The 19,062-nt window shown below is 73.3% G+C and carries 15 protein-coding genes and 1 pseudogene; 8 read left to right on the plus strand and 8 right to left on the minus strand.

What is annotated here, in order from left to right:
* The first annotated feature begins 37 nt into the window (after window positions 1–37).
* From ACFWYM_RS33760 to ACFWYM_RS33775, 4 genes are read left to right on the plus strand one after another with little or no spacing between them, the layout of a single operon-like run.
* Entirely contained in the window at window positions 38–2,827 is a 2,790-nt protein-coding gene (locus ACFWYM_RS33760; RefSeq protein WP_384846020.1) for a nitrate- and nitrite sensing domain-containing protein, read from the plus strand.
* Window positions 2,824–3,264 (plus strand): roadblock/LC7 domain-containing protein, encoded by a 441-nt coding sequence (locus tag ACFWYM_RS33765; protein WP_384846022.1) that lies wholly within the window; start codon window positions 2,824–2,826, stop codon window positions 3,262–3,264. Before ACFWYM_RS33760 ends, ACFWYM_RS33765 begins: the two co-directional genes overlap by 4 nt.
* A complete protein-coding gene (locus ACFWYM_RS33770; RefSeq protein ID WP_384846024.1) occupies window positions 3,261–3,644 on the plus strand; it encodes a DUF742 domain-containing protein in 384 nt (127 codons plus the stop codon). Before ACFWYM_RS33765 ends, ACFWYM_RS33770 begins: the two co-directional genes overlap by 4 nt.
* Complete coding sequence (locus ACFWYM_RS33775) at window positions 3,625–4,224, plus strand: ATP/GTP-binding protein (protein WP_384846026.1); 600 nt, start codon at window positions 3,625–3,627, stop codon at window positions 4,222–4,224. The genes ACFWYM_RS33770 and ACFWYM_RS33775 overlap by 20 nt, the downstream gene beginning before the upstream one ends.
* Before the next feature lie 2 nt (window positions 4,225–4,226).
* Here the strand turns inward: ACFWYM_RS33775 and ACFWYM_RS33780 are convergent, their stop codons facing one another.
* Complete coding sequence (locus tag ACFWYM_RS33780) at window positions 4,227–5,495, minus strand: MFS transporter (RefSeq protein WP_384846028.1); 1,269 nt, start codon at window positions 5,493–5,495, stop codon at window positions 4,227–4,229.
* A gap of 26 nt (window positions 5,496–5,521) precedes the next feature.
* On the opposite strand from ACFWYM_RS33780, the gene ACFWYM_RS33785 reads away from it, so the two are divergent.
* Window positions 5,522–6,043 (plus strand): CGNR zinc finger domain-containing protein, encoded by a 522-nt coding sequence (locus ACFWYM_RS33785; protein ID WP_384846121.1) that lies wholly within the window; start codon window positions 5,522–5,524, stop codon window positions 6,041–6,043.
* Window positions 6,044–6,419: 376 nt separating this feature from the next.
* Here the strand turns inward: ACFWYM_RS33785 and ACFWYM_RS33790 are convergent, their stop codons facing one another.
* The 4 genes and pseudogenes from ACFWYM_RS33790 to ACFWYM_RS33805 form a co-directional block, all read right to left on the minus strand.
* Window positions 6,420–7,931, minus strand: a complete 1,512-nt coding sequence (locus ACFWYM_RS33790; protein ID WP_384846030.1) for a protein kinase — start codon at window positions 7,929–7,931, stop codon at window positions 6,420–6,422.
* A gap of 104 nt (window positions 7,932–8,035) precedes the next feature.
* Entirely contained in the window at window positions 8,036–8,671 is a 636-nt protein-coding gene (locus ACFWYM_RS33795) for a 3-oxoacid CoA-transferase subunit B (RefSeq protein ID WP_384846032.1), read from the minus strand.
* A gap of 2 nt (window positions 8,672–8,673) precedes the next feature.
* Window positions 8,674–9,468: a CoA transferase subunit A gene (locus tag ACFWYM_RS33800; protein WP_384846034.1), complete on the minus strand. Its 795-nt coding sequence runs from the start codon at window positions 9,466–9,468 to the stop codon at window positions 8,674–8,676.
* A 193-nt stretch (window positions 9,469–9,661) separates the two neighbouring features.
* A pseudogene (locus ACFWYM_RS33805) lies at window positions 9,662–10,693 on the minus strand (PHB depolymerase family esterase); the annotation flags it as partial.
* A gap of 279 nt (window positions 10,694–10,972) precedes the next feature.
* Here ACFWYM_RS33805 and ACFWYM_RS33810 point away from each other — a divergent pair.
* Together ACFWYM_RS33810 and ACFWYM_RS33815 are read left to right on the plus strand one after the other, a co-directional pair.
* Complete coding sequence (locus ACFWYM_RS33810; protein ID WP_384846036.1) at window positions 10,973–12,445, plus strand: tannase/feruloyl esterase family alpha/beta hydrolase; 1,473 nt, start codon at window positions 10,973–10,975, stop codon at window positions 12,443–12,445.
* A gap of 117 nt (window positions 12,446–12,562) precedes the next feature.
* Window positions 12,563–13,918, plus strand: a complete 1,356-nt coding sequence (locus ACFWYM_RS33815) for an FAD-dependent oxidoreductase (RefSeq protein WP_384846038.1) — start codon at window positions 12,563–12,565, stop codon at window positions 13,916–13,918.
* Between the two features lie 39 nt (window positions 13,919–13,957).
* Here the strand turns inward: ACFWYM_RS33815 and ACFWYM_RS33820 are convergent, their stop codons facing one another.
* Window positions 13,958–14,410, minus strand: a complete 453-nt coding sequence (locus ACFWYM_RS33820) for an Lrp/AsnC family transcriptional regulator (protein ID WP_384846040.1) — start codon at window positions 14,408–14,410, stop codon at window positions 13,958–13,960.
* Window positions 14,411–14,511: 101 nt separating this feature from the next.
* Here ACFWYM_RS33820 and ACFWYM_RS33825 point away from each other — a divergent pair, with 101 nt between their 5' ends.
* Window positions 14,512–15,471 carry an SMP-30/gluconolactonase/LRE family protein gene (locus ACFWYM_RS33825; protein WP_384846042.1) on the plus strand — a complete coding sequence of 320 codons (960 nt, stop codon included), beginning with the start codon at window positions 14,512–14,514 and terminating at the stop codon, window positions 15,469–15,471.
* Here the strand turns inward: ACFWYM_RS33825 and ACFWYM_RS33830 are convergent.
* Together ACFWYM_RS33830 and ACFWYM_RS33835 are read right to left on the minus strand one after the other, a co-directional pair.
* Window positions 15,422–17,440, minus strand: coding sequence for a glycoside hydrolase family 76 protein (locus ACFWYM_RS33830; RefSeq protein ID WP_384846044.1), 2,019 nt, complete (start codon window positions 17,438–17,440; stop codon window positions 15,422–15,424). The two genes, ACFWYM_RS33825 and ACFWYM_RS33830, sit on opposite strands and share 50 nt — an antisense overlap.
* 80 nt (window positions 17,441–17,520) lie before the next feature.
* Window positions 17,521–18,915: a glycoside hydrolase family 76 protein gene (locus tag ACFWYM_RS33835; protein WP_384846123.1), complete on the minus strand. Its 1,395-nt coding sequence runs from the start codon at window positions 18,913–18,915 to the stop codon at window positions 17,521–17,523.
* Window positions 18,916–19,062 lie beyond the last annotated feature (147 nt).

A 19,062-nucleotide genomic window follows, 5' to 3' on the forward strand; every position in this document is an offset into this window, starting at 1 on the left:
CCCTCCCCATGCTGCCCCGCCGAGGAGGCAACCCGTCATGCCCAGAGGCTTCCCACCCCGCTGGAGGCTGCGGCCCCGCTCGATCCGCGCCAAGGTCGTCACGCTGCTGACCGTGCCGGTCGTCTCGCTCATGGCGCTGTGGGGCCACGCGGCGGTGACCACCGCCTCCCAGGTCTCCGACGCCCAGCAGCTCCAGGACGTCAACTCCCGGCTGCTGCAGCCCATCTCGGACTTCACGACCGCCGTGCAGGACGAGCGGCGGGCCGCCCTCGCCTATCTGGCCGCGCCCGGCGGCGACCACCCGAAGGCGCTCGACGCCGCGAAGTCCCGTACGGACAAGGCCGTGGCGGCGCTGCGCCGCGGCGTGCACGCCAACAGCACCGACACGGCGGCCCTCGACTCCGCGCTGCCTGGGCGGCTCACGCGGCTGCTCGACAGCGCCGACTCCCTCGCGGCGCTGCGCGAGCACCCCGGCGGTCTGGATGCCGCCCTCGACGCGTACTCCACTCCGGTGCGGCGCGCCTTCGCGGTACGGGCTTCGCTGGCCGGAGCGGACCGGGCGGGTGCCGGGTCCGACGCCCGCGCCGTGCTCGAACTGGCCCGCTCCCGCGAGGCGTTGAGCCGTCAGGTCGCCCTCTTCGGCGCGGCCCAGGCCACGGACGGCGGCATGACGGCCGGCCAGTACCGCGGGTTCATCGGCGACGTGGCGCTGCAGCGCGGCCTCGCGGACGGGGCCGTCGACGAGCTGCGCCCCGCCGACGCCTCCGCCTACCGCGCGGTCCTCGGCTCGCCGGGCGCCACCGATCTCAAGGACGCCCAGGACACGGTGGAGAAGGCGGGCGCGGCACACGCGGTGGCCGCCGTGAGCGCGGAGCGCTGGCGCTCGGACACCTCGGTGACCCTCGCGGGGCTGGCCCGTGCGGAGGCGGGCGCGCGCACGGCGGGCACGGGAGCGCAGCCGTACTCCCTCGAGACGCTGGGCAGTTCGGGCCTCGCCGTCGTCCTCGGTCTGCTCGGTGTGCTGCTCTCGCTCTTCCTCTCGGTGCGCATCGGCCGCGGTCTGGTCGCCGACCTCACCGGTCTGCGCAACTCCGCGCTCCAGCTGGCCTCCACGCGGCTGCCCGCCGCGATGCGCCGCATCCACAACGGCGAGGACGTCGACCTGGACCGCGAGGCACCGCTGCCGCGCACCGCCGAGCGCGACGAGGTCGGGCAGGTGGGCGCCGCCCTCACCACGGTCCAGCGGGCCGCGCTGCGCGCCGTCGCGAGTCGGGCCGCCGTCCTCACCGGGGTCTCCGGTGTGTATGTGAGCCTGGCCCGGCGCAGCCAGGTGCTGCTGCACCGCCAGTTGGAGCTCCTCGACACGATGGAGCGGCGCACCCAGGATCCCGTGGACCTCGAAGACCTGTTCCGCCTGGACCACTTGACCACGCGGATGCGGCGCCACGCCGAGTCGCTGCTCATCCTCTCCGGCTCCGCGCCCGGCCGCGCCTGGCGCAGCCCCGTGCCACTCCTCGACGCCGTGCGGGCGGGCATCGCCGAGACCGCCGACATCGAGCGGGTCCAGCTCGGCGAGATCCCCGACCTGCGCCTGGCCGGTGCCGCCGTCGCCGACCTCGTCCACCTGGTGGCCGAACTCGCCGAGAACGCCGCCCAGTTCTCGCCGCCGCACACCCCCGTGGTGGTGCGCGGCGAGGAGGTCGGCGCGGGCGCCATCCTGGAGATCGAGGACCGCGGCCTCGGCATGGGCGAGGAGTCCCTCGCGGCGGCCAACGGGAAGATCCGGGCCACCGAGATCGACCTCCTCGACTCCCGCCAGCTCGGCCTGTTCGTGGTCAACCGCCTGGCTCAGCGCCAGCACGTCGACGTGTCGCTGCGGCGGTCGGTGTACGGCGGCGTGCTGGCGGTGGTGTTCCTGCCGAAGGAGCTGTTGGAGGCCCCGCATCCGGGGCTGCGGCCGCATGCTCCCGGCGCGAGCGAGACCTCGCACCTCCCCCAGGAGGTCGACGCATCCCCACGTCTGCCGCAGGCGGGCGAGGAGCTGGAGGCGGCGCCCGAGCTGCCGCGCCGGACGGCGGCCCGGGCCGCGGAGAGCGGCGGCGGGCCGAGCCGAACGGGCTCGGGTGGCACCGCCGATGACGGCCTGCCCCACCGCACGCCTGCGGGCGGCCCCTCCGATGAGGCGAGCCTGCCGCGGCGTACGGCGATCCACTCCACCGACAGCGATCTGCCGAGCCGTACGGCTGCGGGCAACGCCCCCGATGATGGCCTGCCCACCCGCACACCTGCGGGCAACGCCGCCGACAACGACGCCCTCCCGCGGCGCAGGGGCATCGGCAACACCCCCGACACCGACAACGCCCCCGGCACCGGCACCAGCACCAGCACCGACCAGCCGATCGGTGAGCCGGACCGCACACGCACGGGCACCGCTCCCGACGCCCCCCTGCCCCGGCGCCCGAAGCCCGCCGACGCTGACACCGACACCGACACCGACACCGACGCCGACGCCGACGCCGACGCCGACGCCGCGAGCGCACCGCCCCACCCGTCGGCCCCGCCCGCCGGGCCCGACGCGGCCCCCGCCCCCGGCGACGACGGACTCCCCCGCCGCGTACGGCAGATGAACCTCGCGCCCGAGCTGCGCGAGCGCGAGGACCGAGGCGAGGGCGGCGGTGCCGCCGAGCCGGCGGCGCCCGCCCGCCGCTCCCCCGAGGCGGCCCGCGCCACCATGGCCTCGCTGCGGTCCGGGCGGCGGCGTGCCCACGCCGTGCGGGACGAGTCGCGCCCGCCGCACCCCTCTCAGAACGACGAAGGAACCCGATGACCCCCACGTACACCGTCACGAACCTGGGCAGCAGCGGCGACGACGGCAGCGGCCGGATCGACTGGCTGCTCGACGACCTCGTGAACCGGGTCTCCGAAGTGCGCTCCGCGGTGATGCTGTCCATCGACGGGCTGCCCGTCGGCACGTCCAGCAGCCTCGGGCGCGACGACTCCGAGCGGTTCTGCGCCATCGCCTCCGGCTTCCACTCCCTGGCCAAGGGCGCGGGGCGGCACTTCGGTGCGGGCGGCGTCGTGCAGACGATGGTGGAGCTGGAGGACGGCTTCCTGTTCGTGGTCGCCGCGGGCAGCGGTTCCTGCCTCGCCGTGTTCACCGCGGGGCACGCCGACATCGGCCTGGTCGCGTACGAGATGACGCTCCTCGTAGACCGCGTCCACGAGCACCTCGGCGTGCCCGAGAGGGCGGACGGTGCTGTGTGAGCGACGCCTGGACCGAACGGTACGACGAGGAGGCGGGCCCGCTCGTCCGCCTCTACGCGATGACCGGCGGGCGCGCCCGCACCCGGGACGGTGCCGAGCGGATCGACCTCATGGCCGTCGTGCGCGCCACCGGCGCCACGCCGCGCGCGCCGCTGCCGCCCGAGCAGCACGACCTGCTCGCCCTGTGCGGTGAGGCGCCGCGCACGGTCGCCGACCTGGCGTCCGACTCGGGCCTGCCGCTCGGCGTCGCACGCGTCCTGCTCGGCGACCTCACCGCCAGGGATCTGCTGCGCATCACCCCTGCCGACCCCGCGCCCGGGAGCAGCCGCCCGGACGCGCACCTCCTGCGAGAAGTGATCAATGGACTCCGCGCACTCTGAGCACGCCCGGCCGACCACACCGCCCGGCACGCCCCTCCGCGACTTCACGGCGCTCAAGCTCCTGATCGCCGGCGGCTTCGGCGTCGGCAAGACGACGCTCGTCGGGTCGGTCAGCGAGATACGCCCGCTGCACACCGAGGAGCAACTCACCGAAGTCTCCCGCCCTGTTGATCACCTTCAGGGCGTGGAGACCAAGACGACCACCACGGTCGCCATGGACTTCGGCCGCATCTCACTCCGCGACGACCTCGCGCTCTACCTCTTCGGTACGCCGGGTCAGGACCGCTTCTGGTTCGTGTGGGACGAGTTGTCGACCGGCTGCCTGGGTGCCGTGGTGCTCGCCGACACCCGGCGGCTTGCCGACTGCTTCCCGGCCGTCGACTACTTCGAGAGCCGGGGCATCCCCTTCGTGGTGGGCGTGAACTGCTTCGACGGGGTGCGCACGCATACGGCGGACGCCGTGTCGCGCGCCCTGGACCTCGGGCCGGACACCCCGGTGGTGCTGTGCGACGTGCGCGAACGGGAGTCGGGGAAGGACGTGTTGATCTCGCTGGTGGAGCATGTGCTGCAACAGGTGTGAGGTCACCGGCCGTCGCGCCGCGTGGCCGCCAGGGCCACCCCGGTCAGCAGAACCAGCAGGCCCCAGGAGGAGGTGAAGCTGCCCGTTCGGTCCTTGAGCAGGCCGAGCAGGGGCGGGGTCGCGACGATCGCGACCTGGTTGACGGACATGGCAAGGCCCAGCGCGAACCCGGTCCTGCCGGGCGGGGCGGCCTCGGTCACGTGGGTGACCCAGGGGCCGTACCAGCCGAGCCCGAAGAAGCCGAGGACGACGAGGATCAGGGCGGCCGCCACGGGTGACTGCCCCACGGGTGTCATCAGCAGCGCCATGCCGACGGTGACGGCGAACAGGCAGGCCCTGACGGACCCGTACCGCCCGCGTCCCCGGCTCCGCGCGCGATCGCTCCAGGCGGCGAGGGTGATCCGGCCGACGACGCCCGCGCCTTGCACGGCCACCAGGACGAGCGTGGCCGTTCCGGCGCTGAGCGACGCGACGTCGTAGAGGTAGAGCACGGTCAGGATTCCCAGGCCGCACTGCACGGCGACCAGGCTGGTGCCGGACAGCATGACTCGCACCATGGACGGTGCGCGGAGCAGCGCCCGCCGCCCTCCCTCCTTCCGCGCGCCCCGGGGTCGTACGGGTGCGGGCGTGACCGCCCGGGCGGGCGGCCGCCGGTAGACACCCATGAAGAGCGTCGCGCCGAGCAGCGCGACCAGTCCGCCGGTCACGAGCGTGGCCCGCCATCCGAACTCCCCGGCCACGAAGGGCAGTACGGCCGCGGCGAGTGCCGCGCCGAGCGGCAGGCCCGCCTGCCGGATGCCCATCGCGACGCCGCGCTGCGAGGCGTCGAACCAGGACGCGACCGACTTGCTCCCGCCCGGCTGCACGGTGCTGTATCCGGCGCCGACGACGAGAAGGGCGAGCAGCAGGACCGCGTATCCCGGCGCCATGCTGCCCGCGAGCAGGGCCACGGCGACGAGGGCGGCGCCCGCCCCGACGACCCAGCGCTCGTCGAAGCGGTCGAGGAGCTCACCGGCGACGAGGAGCCCGAGCAGCGGGGCCAACTGGGCGGCGGAGAGCAGGAGTCCGAGCTGTGCCGTGCTCAGGCCGAGGTCGCGCTGGAGGTGGATGCCGAGGGCTCCGATGCCCTGCACGAAGAAGGCGGAGGCGGCCTGGGTGAAGGTGGCGATGCCGAGGACGAGCCAGCGGAAGCGGCCAAGGGGTGGTTCGTGCACGGGTGTTGGCGCGGTCAGTGACAGGGGCGAGGGAGGCGACACCGCTGAGTGCTTCATGTCCGCCACGATGATGTAATGGCATGATGCAACTCAACCCTTACGGCGAGCACACGGTGAACCTCGCCGCCGACCTGGCCAATCGGCGCCCGGCGAGCGCGGAGGAGCTCGCGGAGCGCTGCCGCGCCGCCGGGCTGATCCTCGAACGACCCGTCGGGGGCAGGGACTTGGCGCAGACTTCGGTCACGCTCGACGCGTGGGAGAAGATCGTCGACACCTCCGCCGAGGAGGAGCGCGCCGCGCTGGTCAACGAGCTGCTGGCCCGGGCCACCAGCCACCCCCGCATGACCAACCACGGCGGCGACGGCTGGCATCTGCACTACCGGGACGACGACCAGTCGCTCGGACCCGTGCTCGCGGCGCTCATCGCCGTCGGCACCGCCCTGCATCTGGTGGGGCGGGGCATGCACCGGCTGCGGCGCTGCGACGCGACGGGCTGCGCGCTGATCTTCGCCGACACCTCCCGTACGGGACGGCAGCGCTACTGCTCCCCGCGGTGCGCCAACCGGTCGGCGGTGCGCCGGCACCGGGCGCGCGCCTCGGGGTGAGCCGGCGCGCGAGGGGGCGCGGCACCTCGCGGTGTGCGACGGACTGTTGGCCGAGTCGGCGCGTCCGGTGAGGCTGCGGGCGGCGGGCGGCGGCGTGCCGTGTCGCGTCTGCGGGGGGCCTGAGCTGCGGTGCCGCGGGGCCCTGGTGTGCGCACGGGACGTGCTCGGCCCGATCAGCTGCTACGGCTCCTGCGGCTTCTCGCCCGTCGTCCCCGTCGTGTTGGCGCGCAAGGGCTTCACGATGGCCGAGCCCTGTCCTAGTCTGCGCTCACCGCGCTCGGCCAGCCGCTGGGTTGTCTTCTGCTCATGCGGCTGGCCGAGCGGGTCCAGCGCGGGGCTCCGGCAGTCGCGCCCCGGCGCCTGCCGCTGACGCTCGTCAGCGACGACCCTGACCCTGGGTGGCGCGTACGGCCGCGGCGGCGACGGCGGCGGCGATCGCGGTCAGCACATCGAAGATGGTGGCGAGGCCGAGCATCACACCGTTCGTCTTGTGGAAGCCGAACACGAAGTCGAGCTGCTCGCTGAAGCTCACCTTGAAGCTCACGCCGAGCAGTGGCTGCAGGACGAGGATCAGCACCGCGAACAGCGCGCAGACGACGGCCAGACTCCGGGCGACGGCGGCGGTGCGGGTGAACATGAGCACCCCCAGCAACGCCAGCAGGGCGGCGGAGACGAGCCCGCCGATCACATTCATCCGCACTGCGTCCGACAACGGGACGCCCCCACGCACATGCACGATGTTGACGACCGCGAACGACACCAGCAGCCCGGCCGTGACCAGCGCGAGCAGCCCGGCGACGACGGCGGCGGGCGGCCTGGCCGTCGGTGTGCCCTGCGGCATCCCCCCGCCCGCGCCCGGGGGCCAGGCCGGCGCCGTCGGAACGGCCACCGGTGGTGGCGGCGCCGCGGGCATGGCGTCCGGGGCCGTCGGTACAGCGGCCGGCGCCGACGCGTCGAACGGCGCCTGCAGTGGCGCCATCGCGGGTGCCGCCCGGACCCCTCGCACCCGGTCCACCTCGGCCCGCATCTCCTCGGCCGTCGCGAAGCGCCGTGCCGGATCCTTCTCCAGCGCCCGGGACAGCAGCAGCTGCACCGCAGGGGGCACCGTCACCCCCAGGTCCGCGAGGAGCGGTGGCGGCTGCGTCACATGCTTGACGGCGATCGCGGTGAACGAGTCGCCGTCGAACGGCAGTTGGCCGGTCAGCAGCTGAAACAGCATCACCCCGACCGCGTACAGGTCCGAGCGGCCGTCCAGCGGCAGCGCCTGCGCCTGCTCGGGGGACAGATAGTGCGGCGTGCCGATCACCACACCGGTCCGGGTGAGCTGGGTGACCGGCTGGTCGCCCCCCTGGGCACGGGCGATACCGAAGTCCATCACCTTCACCACGCCGCGGTCCGTCAGCATCACGTTCGCGGGCTTGATGTCCCGGTGCACCAGGCCCAGTTCATGGCTGGCGGCCAGCGCCGCGAGGACGTCCGCGGTCAGCGCCAGCGCCCTCGCCGGATCCAGCCGCCCGCCGGGGCCCGCCTCGTCCCGCAGCACCTCGCCCAGCGAACGGCCCGCCACATACTCCATGACGATGTATGCCACCGGCGGCGCCCCATCCGGCATCTCCTGCTCACCGCTGTCGTGGACGGCCACGACATTCGGGTGGTTGATGCGCGCGACGGTCTGCGCCTCACGCTCGAACCGCTGCAGGAAGTCCTGGTCGCGGCCCAGTTCGGCGTGCATCGTCTTGATCGCCACGAGCCGGTCGAGGCGGGTGTCGTGCGCCTGGTGGACGGCGGCCATGCCGCCCCTGCCCAGCAACTGCCCGAGCACGTAACGGCCGTCACCGACCGCACCGCCCAACCAGGTCGCCCATGCGTCGCCCCGCCCCTGCCCCATCACAACCCCCGTCGTTCCCACCGATGACGACGCACCCTATCGGTCGGCCCCGACAGCTCGACACCGCGGATGCCTCCGGGGGCGAGGGCCCGCGCCCCTCCGGTTCACACCGCCACCGTGACGTCCGCCCCCGTCGCCTCGCGGACCTGCTCGACCGTCGCGCCCGGCGCCAGCTCGGTCAGAGCGAAGCCCTCGCCCGTGATGTCGAGGACCGCCAGGTCCGTGATGACACGGTGGACCACCGAGCGGCCCGTCAGAGGGAGGCTGCACTGCTGCACCAGCTTCGGGCTGCCGTCCTTGGCCGTGTGTTCCGTCAGGACGATGACCCGGCGGACGCCGTGCACCAGGTCCATGGCGCCGCCCATGCCCTTGACCATCTTTCCGGGGATCATCCAGTTCGCCAGGTCGCCCGTGGCGGAGACCTGCATGGCGCCGAGGACCGCCGTGTCGATGTGGCCGCCGCGGATCATGCCGAAGGAGAGCGCCGAGTCGAAGAAGGAGGCGCCGGGGAGGGTGGTCACGGTCTCCTTGCCTGCGTTGATCAGGTCGGCGTCGAGGGATTCCGCCAGGGGGTAGGGGCCCACGCCGAGGATGCCGTTCTCGGACTGGAGGACGACCTCGACCGTGGGCGGCAGGTGGTTGGGGATGAGCGTGGGCAGGCCGATGCCCAGGTTGACGTAGGAGCCGTCGGTCAGTTCGCGGGCGGCTCGGGCCGCCATCTGTGCGCGGGTGAGGGGCATGTTCAGGCTCCGCCTTCCTGGGTGGCGGGGAGGGCGGGGCGGGTCGTGCGGCGTTCGACGCGGTGTTCGCGGGCCGGGTCGCCGGGGGCCAGGGCGATGACCCGTTGCACGTAGACGCCGGGCAGGTGGAGGGCGTCGGGCGGGAGTTCGCCGGGCTCGACGAGTTCGTCCACCTCGGCGATCGTGATGCGGCCCGCCGTCGCGGCGAGGGGGTTGAAGTTGCGGGCCGACGCGTGGAAGGCGAGGTTGCCGTGGCGGTCGGCGACGGCCGCCCGTACGAGCGCGAAGTCGGTGGTGATGCCGTGCTCGAGCAGGTACGGGCGGCCGTCGAAGTCGCGTGTCTCTTTGGGCGGTGAGGCGAGGGCGACGCTGCCGTCGGGCGCGTACCGCCAGGGCAGTCCGCCCTCGCCGACCTGTGTGCCGCCGCCCGCGGGCGTGTAGAAGGCGGGGATGCCCGCGCCGCCCGCGCGCAGGCGTTCGGCGAGTGTTCCCTGCGGCACCAGCTCCACTTCGAGTTCGCCGCCGAGGTACTGCCGCGCGAACTCCTTGTTCTCACCCACGTACGAACTCGTCATGCGCGCGATCCGCCCCGCGGCGAGCAGCAGCCCGAGTCCCCCGTCGTCGACCCCGCAGTTGTTGGAGACCACCGAGAGGTTCCTCGTGCCGCGCTCCAGGAGGGCGGTGATCAGGGCGCTCGGTATGCCGCACAGGCCGAAGCCGCCGACCGCGAGGGATGCCCCGTCGGGGATGTCCGTCACCGCTTCGGCCGCGTCCGCGACCGTCTTGTCCAGACCCATACGGTCTCTCTCCGCACCCATACGGTCTCTCTCCGCCCTCTCTCGACGCATTCGGTGCCGGTTCGACCGGCGCCCGGCGAGCGTAGGAAGCGGGCACGGGGCGCGGCCATGGCTGCCGGGCACACAGTGGGGCGGCTCCGCATGGCGGTCGCCGCCCCCTGTCACCCCGTGGTGTCCCGTGGTGCGGTCAGGCGCCGTCGAGGCCCCAGAACTTCGCCGTGTGGTAGCTGGAGCAGATCGTGTCCAGGTAGTACGTGCCGGTCGTGCCGCACTGCTCGGCGCCCGGACCGGGGTCGACGGCGAGGCCGTGGCGCATGCCGGAGACCGTGAACACCGCGACGGCGGGCTTGCCTTGAGGGTCGTCGTAGGTGTCCCCGGTCGTGCCGGCGGGGAGCGACTGGCTGCTGGACGGGGTCTGGCCCAGGCCCTGGACGTCGGTCCATTGGTCGCGCAGGGCGGTGGCGTTGGCGGGTGCGACGGTGGTGTCCGCGGTGCCCTGCCAGATCGCCACGCGCGGCCAGGCGGTCGTGCCGCCGGGGGCCGCGGCGCGCACCAGGTCGCCCCACTGGGCGGGCGTCTTGCGCGGTGGCGCGTACATGCAGGTGTAGGCGTTCGCCATGGTGTCGGCGCAGTGGGCGGCGATGCCGGAGTCGATGGCGCCGCCCGCGAAGACGTCGGGGTAGGCGGCGAGCATGTCCGCGGTCATGGCGCCGCCCGCCGAGAGCCCGGTGATGTGGACGCGGCGGGCGTCGCTGCCGTACTGGGCCACGGCCTTGTCGACCATCTGCTTGAGGGACAGCGCCTCGCCCTGCCCGCGCGCGGTGTCGCCGGCCTGGAACCAGTTGAAGCACGAGTTGGCGTTGTTGCCGCTGCCGGTCTGCGGGAAGACGAGCGCGAAGCCGTACTGGTCGGCGAACTTCGGCCACCCCGAGTGGCTGTAGTAGTCGTTCGCGTTCTGGGTGCAGCCGTGCAGGGCGATGACCAGCGGGGCGTGGGCGGGCAGGTGGTCGGGGGCGTAGGTGTACATGGCGAGGTTGCCGGGGTTGGACCCGAAGTCGGTGACCTGGGTGAGTCCGGACGCGGCGTGCGCGGATCCGGAGTGCGCGGATGCGGAGTGCGCGGATGCGGAGTGCGCGGATGCGGCGTTCACCGATGCGGAGTGCGCGGACGGTGCGCCGCCCAGCAGGCCCGTGGTGAGGGCCAGGGCCGCCGTCGCGCTGGACATCCAGCGCCGCAGGGCGTGGTGCGCGGGGCGGTTCGGGGTGGGGGGACGGGCTGCCATGAACTGCTCCTGAGGGATGGGGAGTTGTGGCTCGGCACCCAGCCGCGAGGGGGACTCGGCCGATGTGACGTGCATCATGCGGGCGCCGCTCTCGGCACGCACATGGGTGGAGCGGCCACGCTTCGGGCGCGCGCTGTGTGCCGGGGAGCCATGTCGGACGCGCCCCACGGGCTCCTATCCTCCGAGCTCCGTCCGCACCTCCCGTGACATCGGAGCTGGTTCATGCGTCTCTCCGGTACGGCCCCTGTCGCCCGCGCCCTCACCCTCGCCGCCGTCGCCGCCCTGGCCGCCACCGCCCTCTCCCCCATGGCCCAGGCGGGCGGGACCGGCACGACGGGTGGCGGCGCCCACTGTGCCCGCACGGCTCAGCTCCGCGTCCCCGGCGCCGCGCACCAACAGGCCGCCTGTCTGGCCGAGTTGACCACGGCCGGGACCATCGCCTCGGGCCACACCGACCCGGCCGACTGGGCCGGTCTGAGCCCGGAGGACCTGGAGACCCCCACGGGCGTCCCCGGCGTGCAGATCGACGGGTACTTCCCCGACACCTCGGCCACCAACACCCATCACGGCTGGGACCACGACGCCCAGTTCGTCGTCCGGCTGCCCGACCACTGGAACGGTGGCCTGGTCGTGGCGGGCACGCCCGGCAATCGCGCGCAGTACGCCAACGACCGGTCCATCGCCGACTGGGTGCTCGCCCGGGGCTACGCCTACGCGGCCACCGACAAGGGCAACACGGGCCCGGCGTTCCACCGGGACGGCGCCGCGCCGGGCGCGGCCGTCGCCGAGTGGAACCAGCGTCTCACCCAACTGACGCGCGCCGCACGGTCGGTGACGGTCCGGCACTACCGGCGGCCGCTGTCCCGCACCCTGGTGACGGGCATGTCCAACGGCGGCTATCTGGTGCGCTGGCAGCTGGAGAACCACCCCGAGCTGTACGACGGCGGAGTGGACTGGGAGGGCCCGCTGTGGCGCCCCGACGGACCCAATCTCCTGACGTCCCTGCCGGTCGCGCTCCGTTCCTACCCGCGCTACGCGGAGGGCGGCGCGGGGGCCCGGCGGGCGCAGCAGGCCATGCACGCCGCCGGGTTCCCGGCCGGTTCGGAGTTCCTGTGGCCCTTCCACCACCGCGTCTACTGGGATCTCACCCAGCGGATCTACCGCGAGGAACTCGACCCGGGCTTCGACGGCGCGGCCGAGGCCGGAACCCCGTACTGCCCGAGCGGAACACCGCGCTGCGACGCGGACTACGACTACCTGGCCCGCCCCTCCGAGGTCCGCGAGGCGGTGGCGGGGATCGCGCTGACCGGGCGGATCGGGAGGCCGCTCATCACTCTGCACGGCACCCTCGATGTGCTGCTGCCCATCAGCGAGGACTCGGACGTGTACGCCCGCATGGTGCGCCGGGCCGGGCGCGGCGGGCTGTTCCGCTACTACCGGGTCGAGGGCGGTACGCACACCGACGCGCTGTTCGACGCGTTCCCGGACCGGCTCCGGCCGATCACCCCGTGCCATCGCGCGGCCTTCGCGGCGCTGGAGCGGTGGACCGCCTCCGGCCACCGCCCGCCCGCGAGCCACACCGTCGCCCGGCCGACGGGGGCGGACCCGTCGGCGCTCCTGGCACGGTGCTCCCTCACCGCCCCCGCCAGGCATCACGGACCCGACCGGAGTGCCGTACCCCGCGGGATTCGATGACGTGGAGCGCGCACTTCCGCCCACTGGCCACATAGCGCCCTTACCCGCGCCCCCGCGCGGCGCCCACGATGGCCTGAGACCGAGACGGAGACCGAGACCACAGAGGGGCAGCACCGCATGGGGCGACGGGCACAGGGCCGGTGGAGCAGGGCAGTTGTCGTGGGCGGGGGCCACGCGGGGCTGGTGACAGCCCGGGTGCTCACCGACCACTTCCGCGAGGTGGTGATCCTGGAGCGGGACCAGGTGGACGCGGACACGGGGGTGCATCCGCGCACCCCGCAGGGCTACCACGCCCACGCGCTGCTGGCGAAGGGCGCCGAGGTCCTGGAGAAGTACTTCCCCGGGCTGCGCGCCGAACTCGAGGAGGAGGGGGCGCCGGTCTTCGACTACGGGGAGGGCCTGAGCTATCTGACCCCGGCCGGGTTCGCGCCACGGCGGCGCACGGGGGTGCGGATCCAGTCGTTCACCCGGGACGGCCTGGAGCGGCGGCTGCGCCGACGGGTGCTCGCCCTGCCGGAGATCACGCTGCTCGCGGGCGTACGGGCCGAGGGCCTGGAGGCGTCGCGCGGCGGGACGGTGACCGGCGTGACGTACCGAACCGAGGACGACGGCCAACTCGCCCACCTCGACGCCGACTTGGTGGTGGACGCGGCGGGGCGGTCCAGCGCGCTGAGCGACTGGCTGGGGCGGATCGGCGTCGACGTCCCGCCCAAGCGCGTGGTCAAGACGAAGATCACGTACACGTCGATGAACCTCGACCGGCCCGAGGACCCCGCACCCGACTTCCAGATCGCCTACCAGATGACGTTCGCCCCGCACATCTCGCGCGGCGGCGTCATCCTCGCGGTGGAGCGCGGCCGTTGGACGTGCTCCCTCTTCGGCTACGAGGACGAGCTCCCGCCGACGGACGACGCGGGCTTCCTCGACTTCGCCAAGAGCCTCGGCAACCCCCGCCTCGCCGAGCAGATCGCCCGCCGCACCACACAGGAGCCGGTCCACCGGTACACCAACGTCAACAGCCAGTGGTTCCCGTACCACGCGTGCAAGAACTGGCCGGAGCGGCTGCTCGCGCTCGGCGACGCGGTGTGCGTCTTCAACCCGGTGTACGGGCAGGGCCTGACCGTCGCCGCCCTGGAGGCCGACCTGCTGCACCGCATGCTCGCCGGCCGCAGGTCGCGCGGCCAGGGGCTGCACGGGCTCAGCCGCCCCTACCAGCGGGGCGTGGCCCGCGTCGTGCTCGGGCCCTGGACCCTGTCCAGCAACTCCGACCTGATGTGGACCAGCGGCCGCAAGCCGTTCGGGGCGAAGGCGGCCCACTGGTACAACAAGCACCTCTTCGAGGTGGCCGTCACCGACCCGGCGGTCTGGCGGCGCTTCGCCCGGGTCATCAACATGGTGGCCCCGCCGACTCTCCTGTTCCATCCGGCCGTGGCCGGCAAGGTGCTCGCGCGCGCGGTGGCGAGCAGGAGGTGAGGGAGCCCGGCCCCGGGAGCCCCGCGCGAGGTCAGCCATTCACTCCGGATCGGCCGCCAGCGGCGACACCTGGCGCTCGAAGAAGGTCTCCAGGACCACCGTCGCCTGCGTGCCGCTGACCCCGTCGATCGCGTAGATGCGGCGCAGCACGTCCTGGAGCTGCTCGGTGGTCGCGGTCCTGACCTTCACCAGGACCGAGGCGCTCCCGGCGATGACGTGCGCCTCCAGGATCTCGGGCAGCGCGGCGAAGCCGTCGGCCGAATCCCCCATCCAGGACGTCGAGTCGACCATCACGTACGCGAGGACGCCGCTGCCCACCGCCGACGGGTCCACCTCGGCGGTGGTGCGCCGGATGACGCCGCGCTCGCGCAGCTTCCGCACGCGTTCGTGAGCCGCTCCGGCGGACAGGCCGACGGCCTCGCCGAGCGCCGCGTACGGCTGGGTGGCGTCCTCCTGGAGCCGGGCCAGCAGGGCACGGTCGATGTGATCCACGACTCTCCATTCTATTTGGGATTGCAGAGACAGTATCTCATCCAGCAATCTCCCTCTTGAACCGAAGATGGTTCGGCACACCTCGATGGGGAGGATCCCGCATGACCAGTGACCGTGACCGTGAGCGCCCCGCGCTGTACGAGATGCTCGACGACCGCTTCCGCACGGGTCGCTGCATGAACGGCGACCGGGACCTGGAAGTGCTCCACACCGGCTGCCGCTGGGCGGAGGGCCCGCTCTATGTGCCTGCCTGGCGGCAGTTGATCTGGAGCGACATCCCCAACGACCGGATGCTGCGCTGGGACGAGGAGACCGGCAGCGTCAGCGTCTTCCGCCGCTCGGCCGGGCACACCAACGGCAACACCCTTGACCGGCAGGGCCGGTTGATCACGTGCGAGCAGGGCAACCGCCGGGTCACGCGGACCGAACACGACGGCACCATCACGGTGTTGGCGGACCGCTGGCAGGGCAAGCGGCTCAACAGCCCGAACGACGCGGCGGTCACGTCGGACGGCTCCGTCTGGTTCTCCGACCCGGACTTCGGCATCACCAGCGACTACGAGGGCCACCGCGCCGAGAGCGAGATCGGCGCCAACAACGTGTACCGGATCGACCCGGACAGCGGTGAAGTGCGCCTGGTGGCCGACTGTTTCGGCGCCCCCAACGGCCTGGTCTTCTCGGCCGACGAACGGCAGCTGTTCGTGTCCGACACCCGCGCGGGCTGCATCCGCGTCTTCGACGTCCAGAGCGACGGCACGCTCTCGGACGACAAGATCTTCGCCGAGGCGGGCGCCCGTGAGCAGGCCCGCTTCGACAACCTCCGCTTCGACGACGGCGGCCGCCTCTGGGCCGCCGCGATGAACGACGGTGTGCACTGCTACGACCCCGACGGCACCCTGATCGGCCGCCTCGACGTCCCCGAGGCGGTCGCCAACATCAGCTGGGGCGGCGCCAAGCGCAACCGCCTGTTCATCGCGGCGGAGACGAGCCTGTACTCGGTGGTCATGGGCGTCACGGGAACGCACCCGACGGGGCCGGGGCGGCGGCCCTGGCTGGGCTGATCAGCCGTGGGACCAGGGGGCGGGCCGACCTCCGGGGGGGAGGTCCGGCGGCATCGGCCGCCGTCAGCGCTCCGAGCGCGCTCGCCTGGGTGCGCCAGTCCCGCGCATTGGGTGCCGTCCCCGCCCAGCGCTGGCCCAGCCGGTTCAGCTGGTCCCGGTCGGCGCTCCAGACGGCGTCGGCCTGGCGCCGGATGAACGTGCCGTACGTGCCCGGGTCCGACTCGCCCGCAAGTTGCGCGAGGTGGTGCAGGAAGATGCCCTTGAACTGCTTCTGGTTGTCGTCGCACTGCCGCGCCTCGGCATCGCAGCTCTCGGTGAGGACGCCGTCCCTGGTCAGCTCGGGTGCGGTCAGCGCGGCATCGGCCAACTCCCTTGCCAGGTCGAGGTGTCGGCGCTCGCCCGTGGCCCGCCACAGCTCGGTGAAGGCGCCGATGGCGAGACCTTGGTTGTACGTCCACACCGTCTGGCCGTTGTTGCGGCAGTCGGCGTTCAGGCCGTCGTTCACGAGGTGCCGCTGGTTGATCAGTCCGCCGGCGCGGTACCACTCTCCCGCCGTGCGACCCCGCTCACCCCACACCTCGCCGCCCGGAACCCGGCGGTGCAGTGCGGCGGTGAGCAGCAGGTACTGGCCGTTGGTCACGGCGTTCTTGTAGGTGTGCTCGCGGTCCCACCACACTCCGCCGCCACAGGTGCCCGGGTCCCAGTGCCGGTGCAGGTACTCGGCGATGGTGACCGCCTCGCGCAGATACCGTTCGTCGCCCGTGTGGTCGTACGCGGCCACCCAGGCGAGCGCCCACCAGCCCGAGTCGTCGACCGCGCGGCTGATGAAGTGGCCCTCGATGGCGTCCGTGCCGCGCGCCCCGGCCGGAAAGGCGCCCCGGTTCTGTTCGAAGGTGCGGGCGATGATCCAGTCGTAGTCGTGGGTCCCGGTGGCGTGGGCGAAGTCGATGACGGAGGTCAGGGTGGCCGCCGAGTTCCACCAACTCCCGCGCCACCAGCCCTCGTTCGCGTCGTAGGACCACATCAGCGCGTCGGCCCCGGCGCGGGCCCGGCTCGGGACGGGTCTCGACCAGGCCGTGCAGCTGCCTTCCTGGTGCGTGGCCTCGCGCCCGCACGCCCGCACCGCCCCGCCGTACAGCAGGCCGCGCGGGTCGCGGGTCGCGAACAGGGCGGTCCGTGTCCCGGCCGACCCGGGCGGCACGCTCGTACGGCCGACGGACGAGCCGTCGGGCCAGGTGCCGCCCTCGTCCCAGGAGCGGTCCAGCCAGATCTCGTCGCCGGGGCCGCCGTTCTCGATCACGCCCCAGGCCATGGCGTTGCGGTGGTCCACGTGGAGGCTGATGCGGCGGCCGAAGAGGGTGGTGGAGGGGACCGGCTGGTCGTCGCCTGCCGCCTGTGCGGGGTCGGTGCCGTCGCACAGCACGTCGCAGACCTGCGGGTAGGCCCACCGGGTGCAGGCGACGGCGGCCGCGTCGCCGCAGGCGCGCAGCAGTCCGCGCCGGTGCCCGCGCGGGTCGGTGAGGTTGTACATCAGGGTCCGGGTGCCGGTCCGGCCGCCGGGGATGCTCGCCTTGCCGAGCAGCGGTTCCCAGCTCGCGCCGCCGTCCCAGGACCGGTCCAGCCAGACCGCCTCGCCCTCGGTGCCGCCGTCGATGCTCGCCCAGGCCATGTCGTCGGCGTCGGAGACGTGCAGGCGCACCGTGCGGCCGTTGATGCCCTTCGCCGGGACCGGGAAGGTGTCCTGGGCGGCGTGCGAGGGGTCGAGGGTGTCGCAGTGCAGCGCGCAGACCGGGGCGGCCGCGGCGGCTGCCGCCGTGCTGTCGGCGGCCGCGGCGGGCGGACCGGCGGCCAGGGCGGTCGCGCCGAGCAAGGCCAGTGCCAGTACGCGGAGCAGGTGGCACCGCAGGCGTCGGACGCGCGCGGCCGACCGGACGAGAGCGGCCGACCGGACAAGGGCAGGTCTCGGCACGGGAGTCTCCAGGGCGGGCGGGTCGGGTGAGGGTGAGCCGGTCAGGGCAAGCGGGTCGGGGAGGTCCCCGGGGGAACCGGTCAGGGCGCCGCGTTCAGCAGGTCGAACGCGCTGTGCTGGCGGTCCGCGCCGATCCGGTCGAGCGGCCCGGACCAGCGCAGCCCGTACTGGTCGAGCGCGTTGCGGTCGCTCTCGTGGGCGCGGTCCGCCTGGCGGCGCAGATAGGCGGTGTAGGGGTGGTCGGGCAGGGCCTCGTTGAGCTTGCCGAGGCCCCGCACGTGCGCGCCCTTGAAGGACGGGCCGTCGCCCCCGCAGTCCCCGGCCGCCTCGCACGGGTCGGCGAGCACTCCGTCAGCCGTGTGCAGCTCGGGGGTGCGGACCGCGGCGTCGGCGATCTGGCGTGCGGTGTCCAGGAGTTGGGGGTCGCCCGTCGCGCGGTGCAGTTCGGTGAGCGCGCCGAGGAGGACTCCCTGGTTGTACGTCCAGATCTCCTGGCCGTTGTTGCGGCAGGTGCCGAGGTCGATGCCGTCGTTGACCAGGTGCGAGGAGTTGACCATGCCGGTGGAGCGGAACCACTCCCACCCGGCCCTGGCCCGTCGCAGATGGCTCGTGTCGCCCGGGATCCGGTTGTGCAGGGCCGCGTTGAGCTGGATGTAGAGGGAGTTGGCGATGGCGTTCTTGTACGTGCGCGCCGTGCTCCACCACACTCCCCCGCCGCAGGTGCCGTCCCAGTAGGCGGCCATGTGCGCGGCGTCGGCGCGTGCGGTGTCCAGGTAGCGCTGCTCGCCCGTCGCGTCGTACGCGGCGATCCAGGCCAGGCCCCACCAGCCGGTGTCGTCGAGGTAGTCGTTGCGGAACTCGCCCTGGTAGGCGCCGCGTTGGAGGTCGTACGTGCGCGAGATGGCGTACGCGTAGCTGCCCATGCCCGAGGCGTCGATGTTGTCGATGACCGCGGTCAGGGCGTTGGCGGAGTTCCACCAGCCGGTGGTCGAGAACAGGCCGGTGCCGTAGTCGTAGAACTGCATCTGGGCGGTCGCCGCGGCCCGGCGCCGGTCGCTCGCGTTCCACGTGGTGCGCGCCCACTCGGTGCAGGCGATCTCGGGTCGGTCACCCGCCTTGCCGCAGGCCCTGAGCGCGCCCACGCCGTGGGCGGCCCAGTCGTCGACGTTGAACATGGTGGTCGTGGTGGCGCGTGCGCCCGCCGGTATCGCGGTGTCGCCGAGCCGACTGCCCCGGGTCCAGGTCCTGCCGCCGTCGAAGGAGCGGTCGAGCCACAGCTCGTCGCCCGGGTCGCCGTTGGTGATCGTGGCCCAGCCCATGGCGTCGGCGTCGTCGAAGTGCAGGGTGATCGTGCGTGAGTGGACCGATGTGCCGACCGGCGTGCGGTCCTGGGGCGCGAGTGCCGGATCGCGGCCGTCGCAGTAGGTGTTGCAGATCGCGGCGGCCGGGACGGTGCCGGGGGCTGCGGCTCGCATGGTGCCGAGGGTTCCGGCCCGCTCAGTGCCGAGGGTTGCGACTCGCTGCGTGGTCGGGTCGTCGCCGCGGGCCGCCGCGGAACCGCCGCCCAGCGCGGCCAGGAGCGCGAGTACGGCCGTGAGGACGGTGAGCGTGCGGCCGGGCAA

It is taken from the genome of Streptomyces sp. NPDC059009 (assembly GCF_042740175.1).
Classification (GTDB): Bacteria; Actinomycetota; Actinomycetes; order Streptomycetales; family Streptomycetaceae; genus Streptomyces.

Coding starts and splice junctions, on each gene's coding strand:
- ACFWYM_RS33810 (WP_384846036.1), top strand. CDS start 10,973: ATGCGTCTCTCCGGTACGGCCCCTGTCGCCCGCGCCCTCACCCTCGCC.
- ACFWYM_RS33800 (WP_384846034.1), bottom strand. CDS start 9,468: ATGGGTCTGGACAAGACGGTCGCGGACGCGGCCGAAGCGGTGACGGAC.
- ACFWYM_RS33780 (WP_384846028.1), bottom strand. CDS start 5,495: ATGAAGCACTCAGCGGTGTCGCCTCCCTCGCCCCTGTCACTGACCGCG.
- ACFWYM_RS33795 (WP_384846032.1), bottom strand. CDS start 8,671: ATGCCCCTCACCCGCGCACAGATGGCGGCCCGAGCCGCCCGCGAACTG.
- ACFWYM_RS33790 (WP_384846030.1), bottom strand. CDS start 7,931: ATGGGGCAGGGGCGGGGCGACGCATGGGCGACCTGGTTGGGCGGTGCG.
- ACFWYM_RS33835 (WP_384846123.1), bottom strand. CDS start 18,915: ATGCGAGCCGCAGCCCCCGGCACCGTCCCGGCCGCCGCGATCTGCAAC.
- ACFWYM_RS33765 (WP_384846022.1), top strand. CDS start 2,824: ATGACCCCCACGTACACCGTCACGAACCTGGGCAGCAGCGGCGACGAC.
- ACFWYM_RS33815 (WP_384846038.1), top strand. CDS start 12,563: ATGGGGCGACGGGCACAGGGCCGGTGGAGCAGGGCAGTTGTCGTGGGC.
- ACFWYM_RS33760 (WP_384846020.1), top strand. CDS start 38: ATGCCCAGAGGCTTCCCACCCCGCTGGAGGCTGCGGCCCCGCTCGATC.
- ACFWYM_RS33775 (WP_384846026.1), top strand. CDS start 3,625: ATGGACTCCGCGCACTCTGAGCACGCCCGGCCGACCACACCGCCCGGC.
- ACFWYM_RS33825 (WP_384846042.1), top strand. CDS start 14,512: ATGACCAGTGACCGTGACCGTGAGCGCCCCGCGCTGTACGAGATGCTC.
- ACFWYM_RS33785 (WP_384846121.1), top strand. CDS start 5,522: ATGCAACTCAACCCTTACGGCGAGCACACGGTGAACCTCGCCGCCGAC.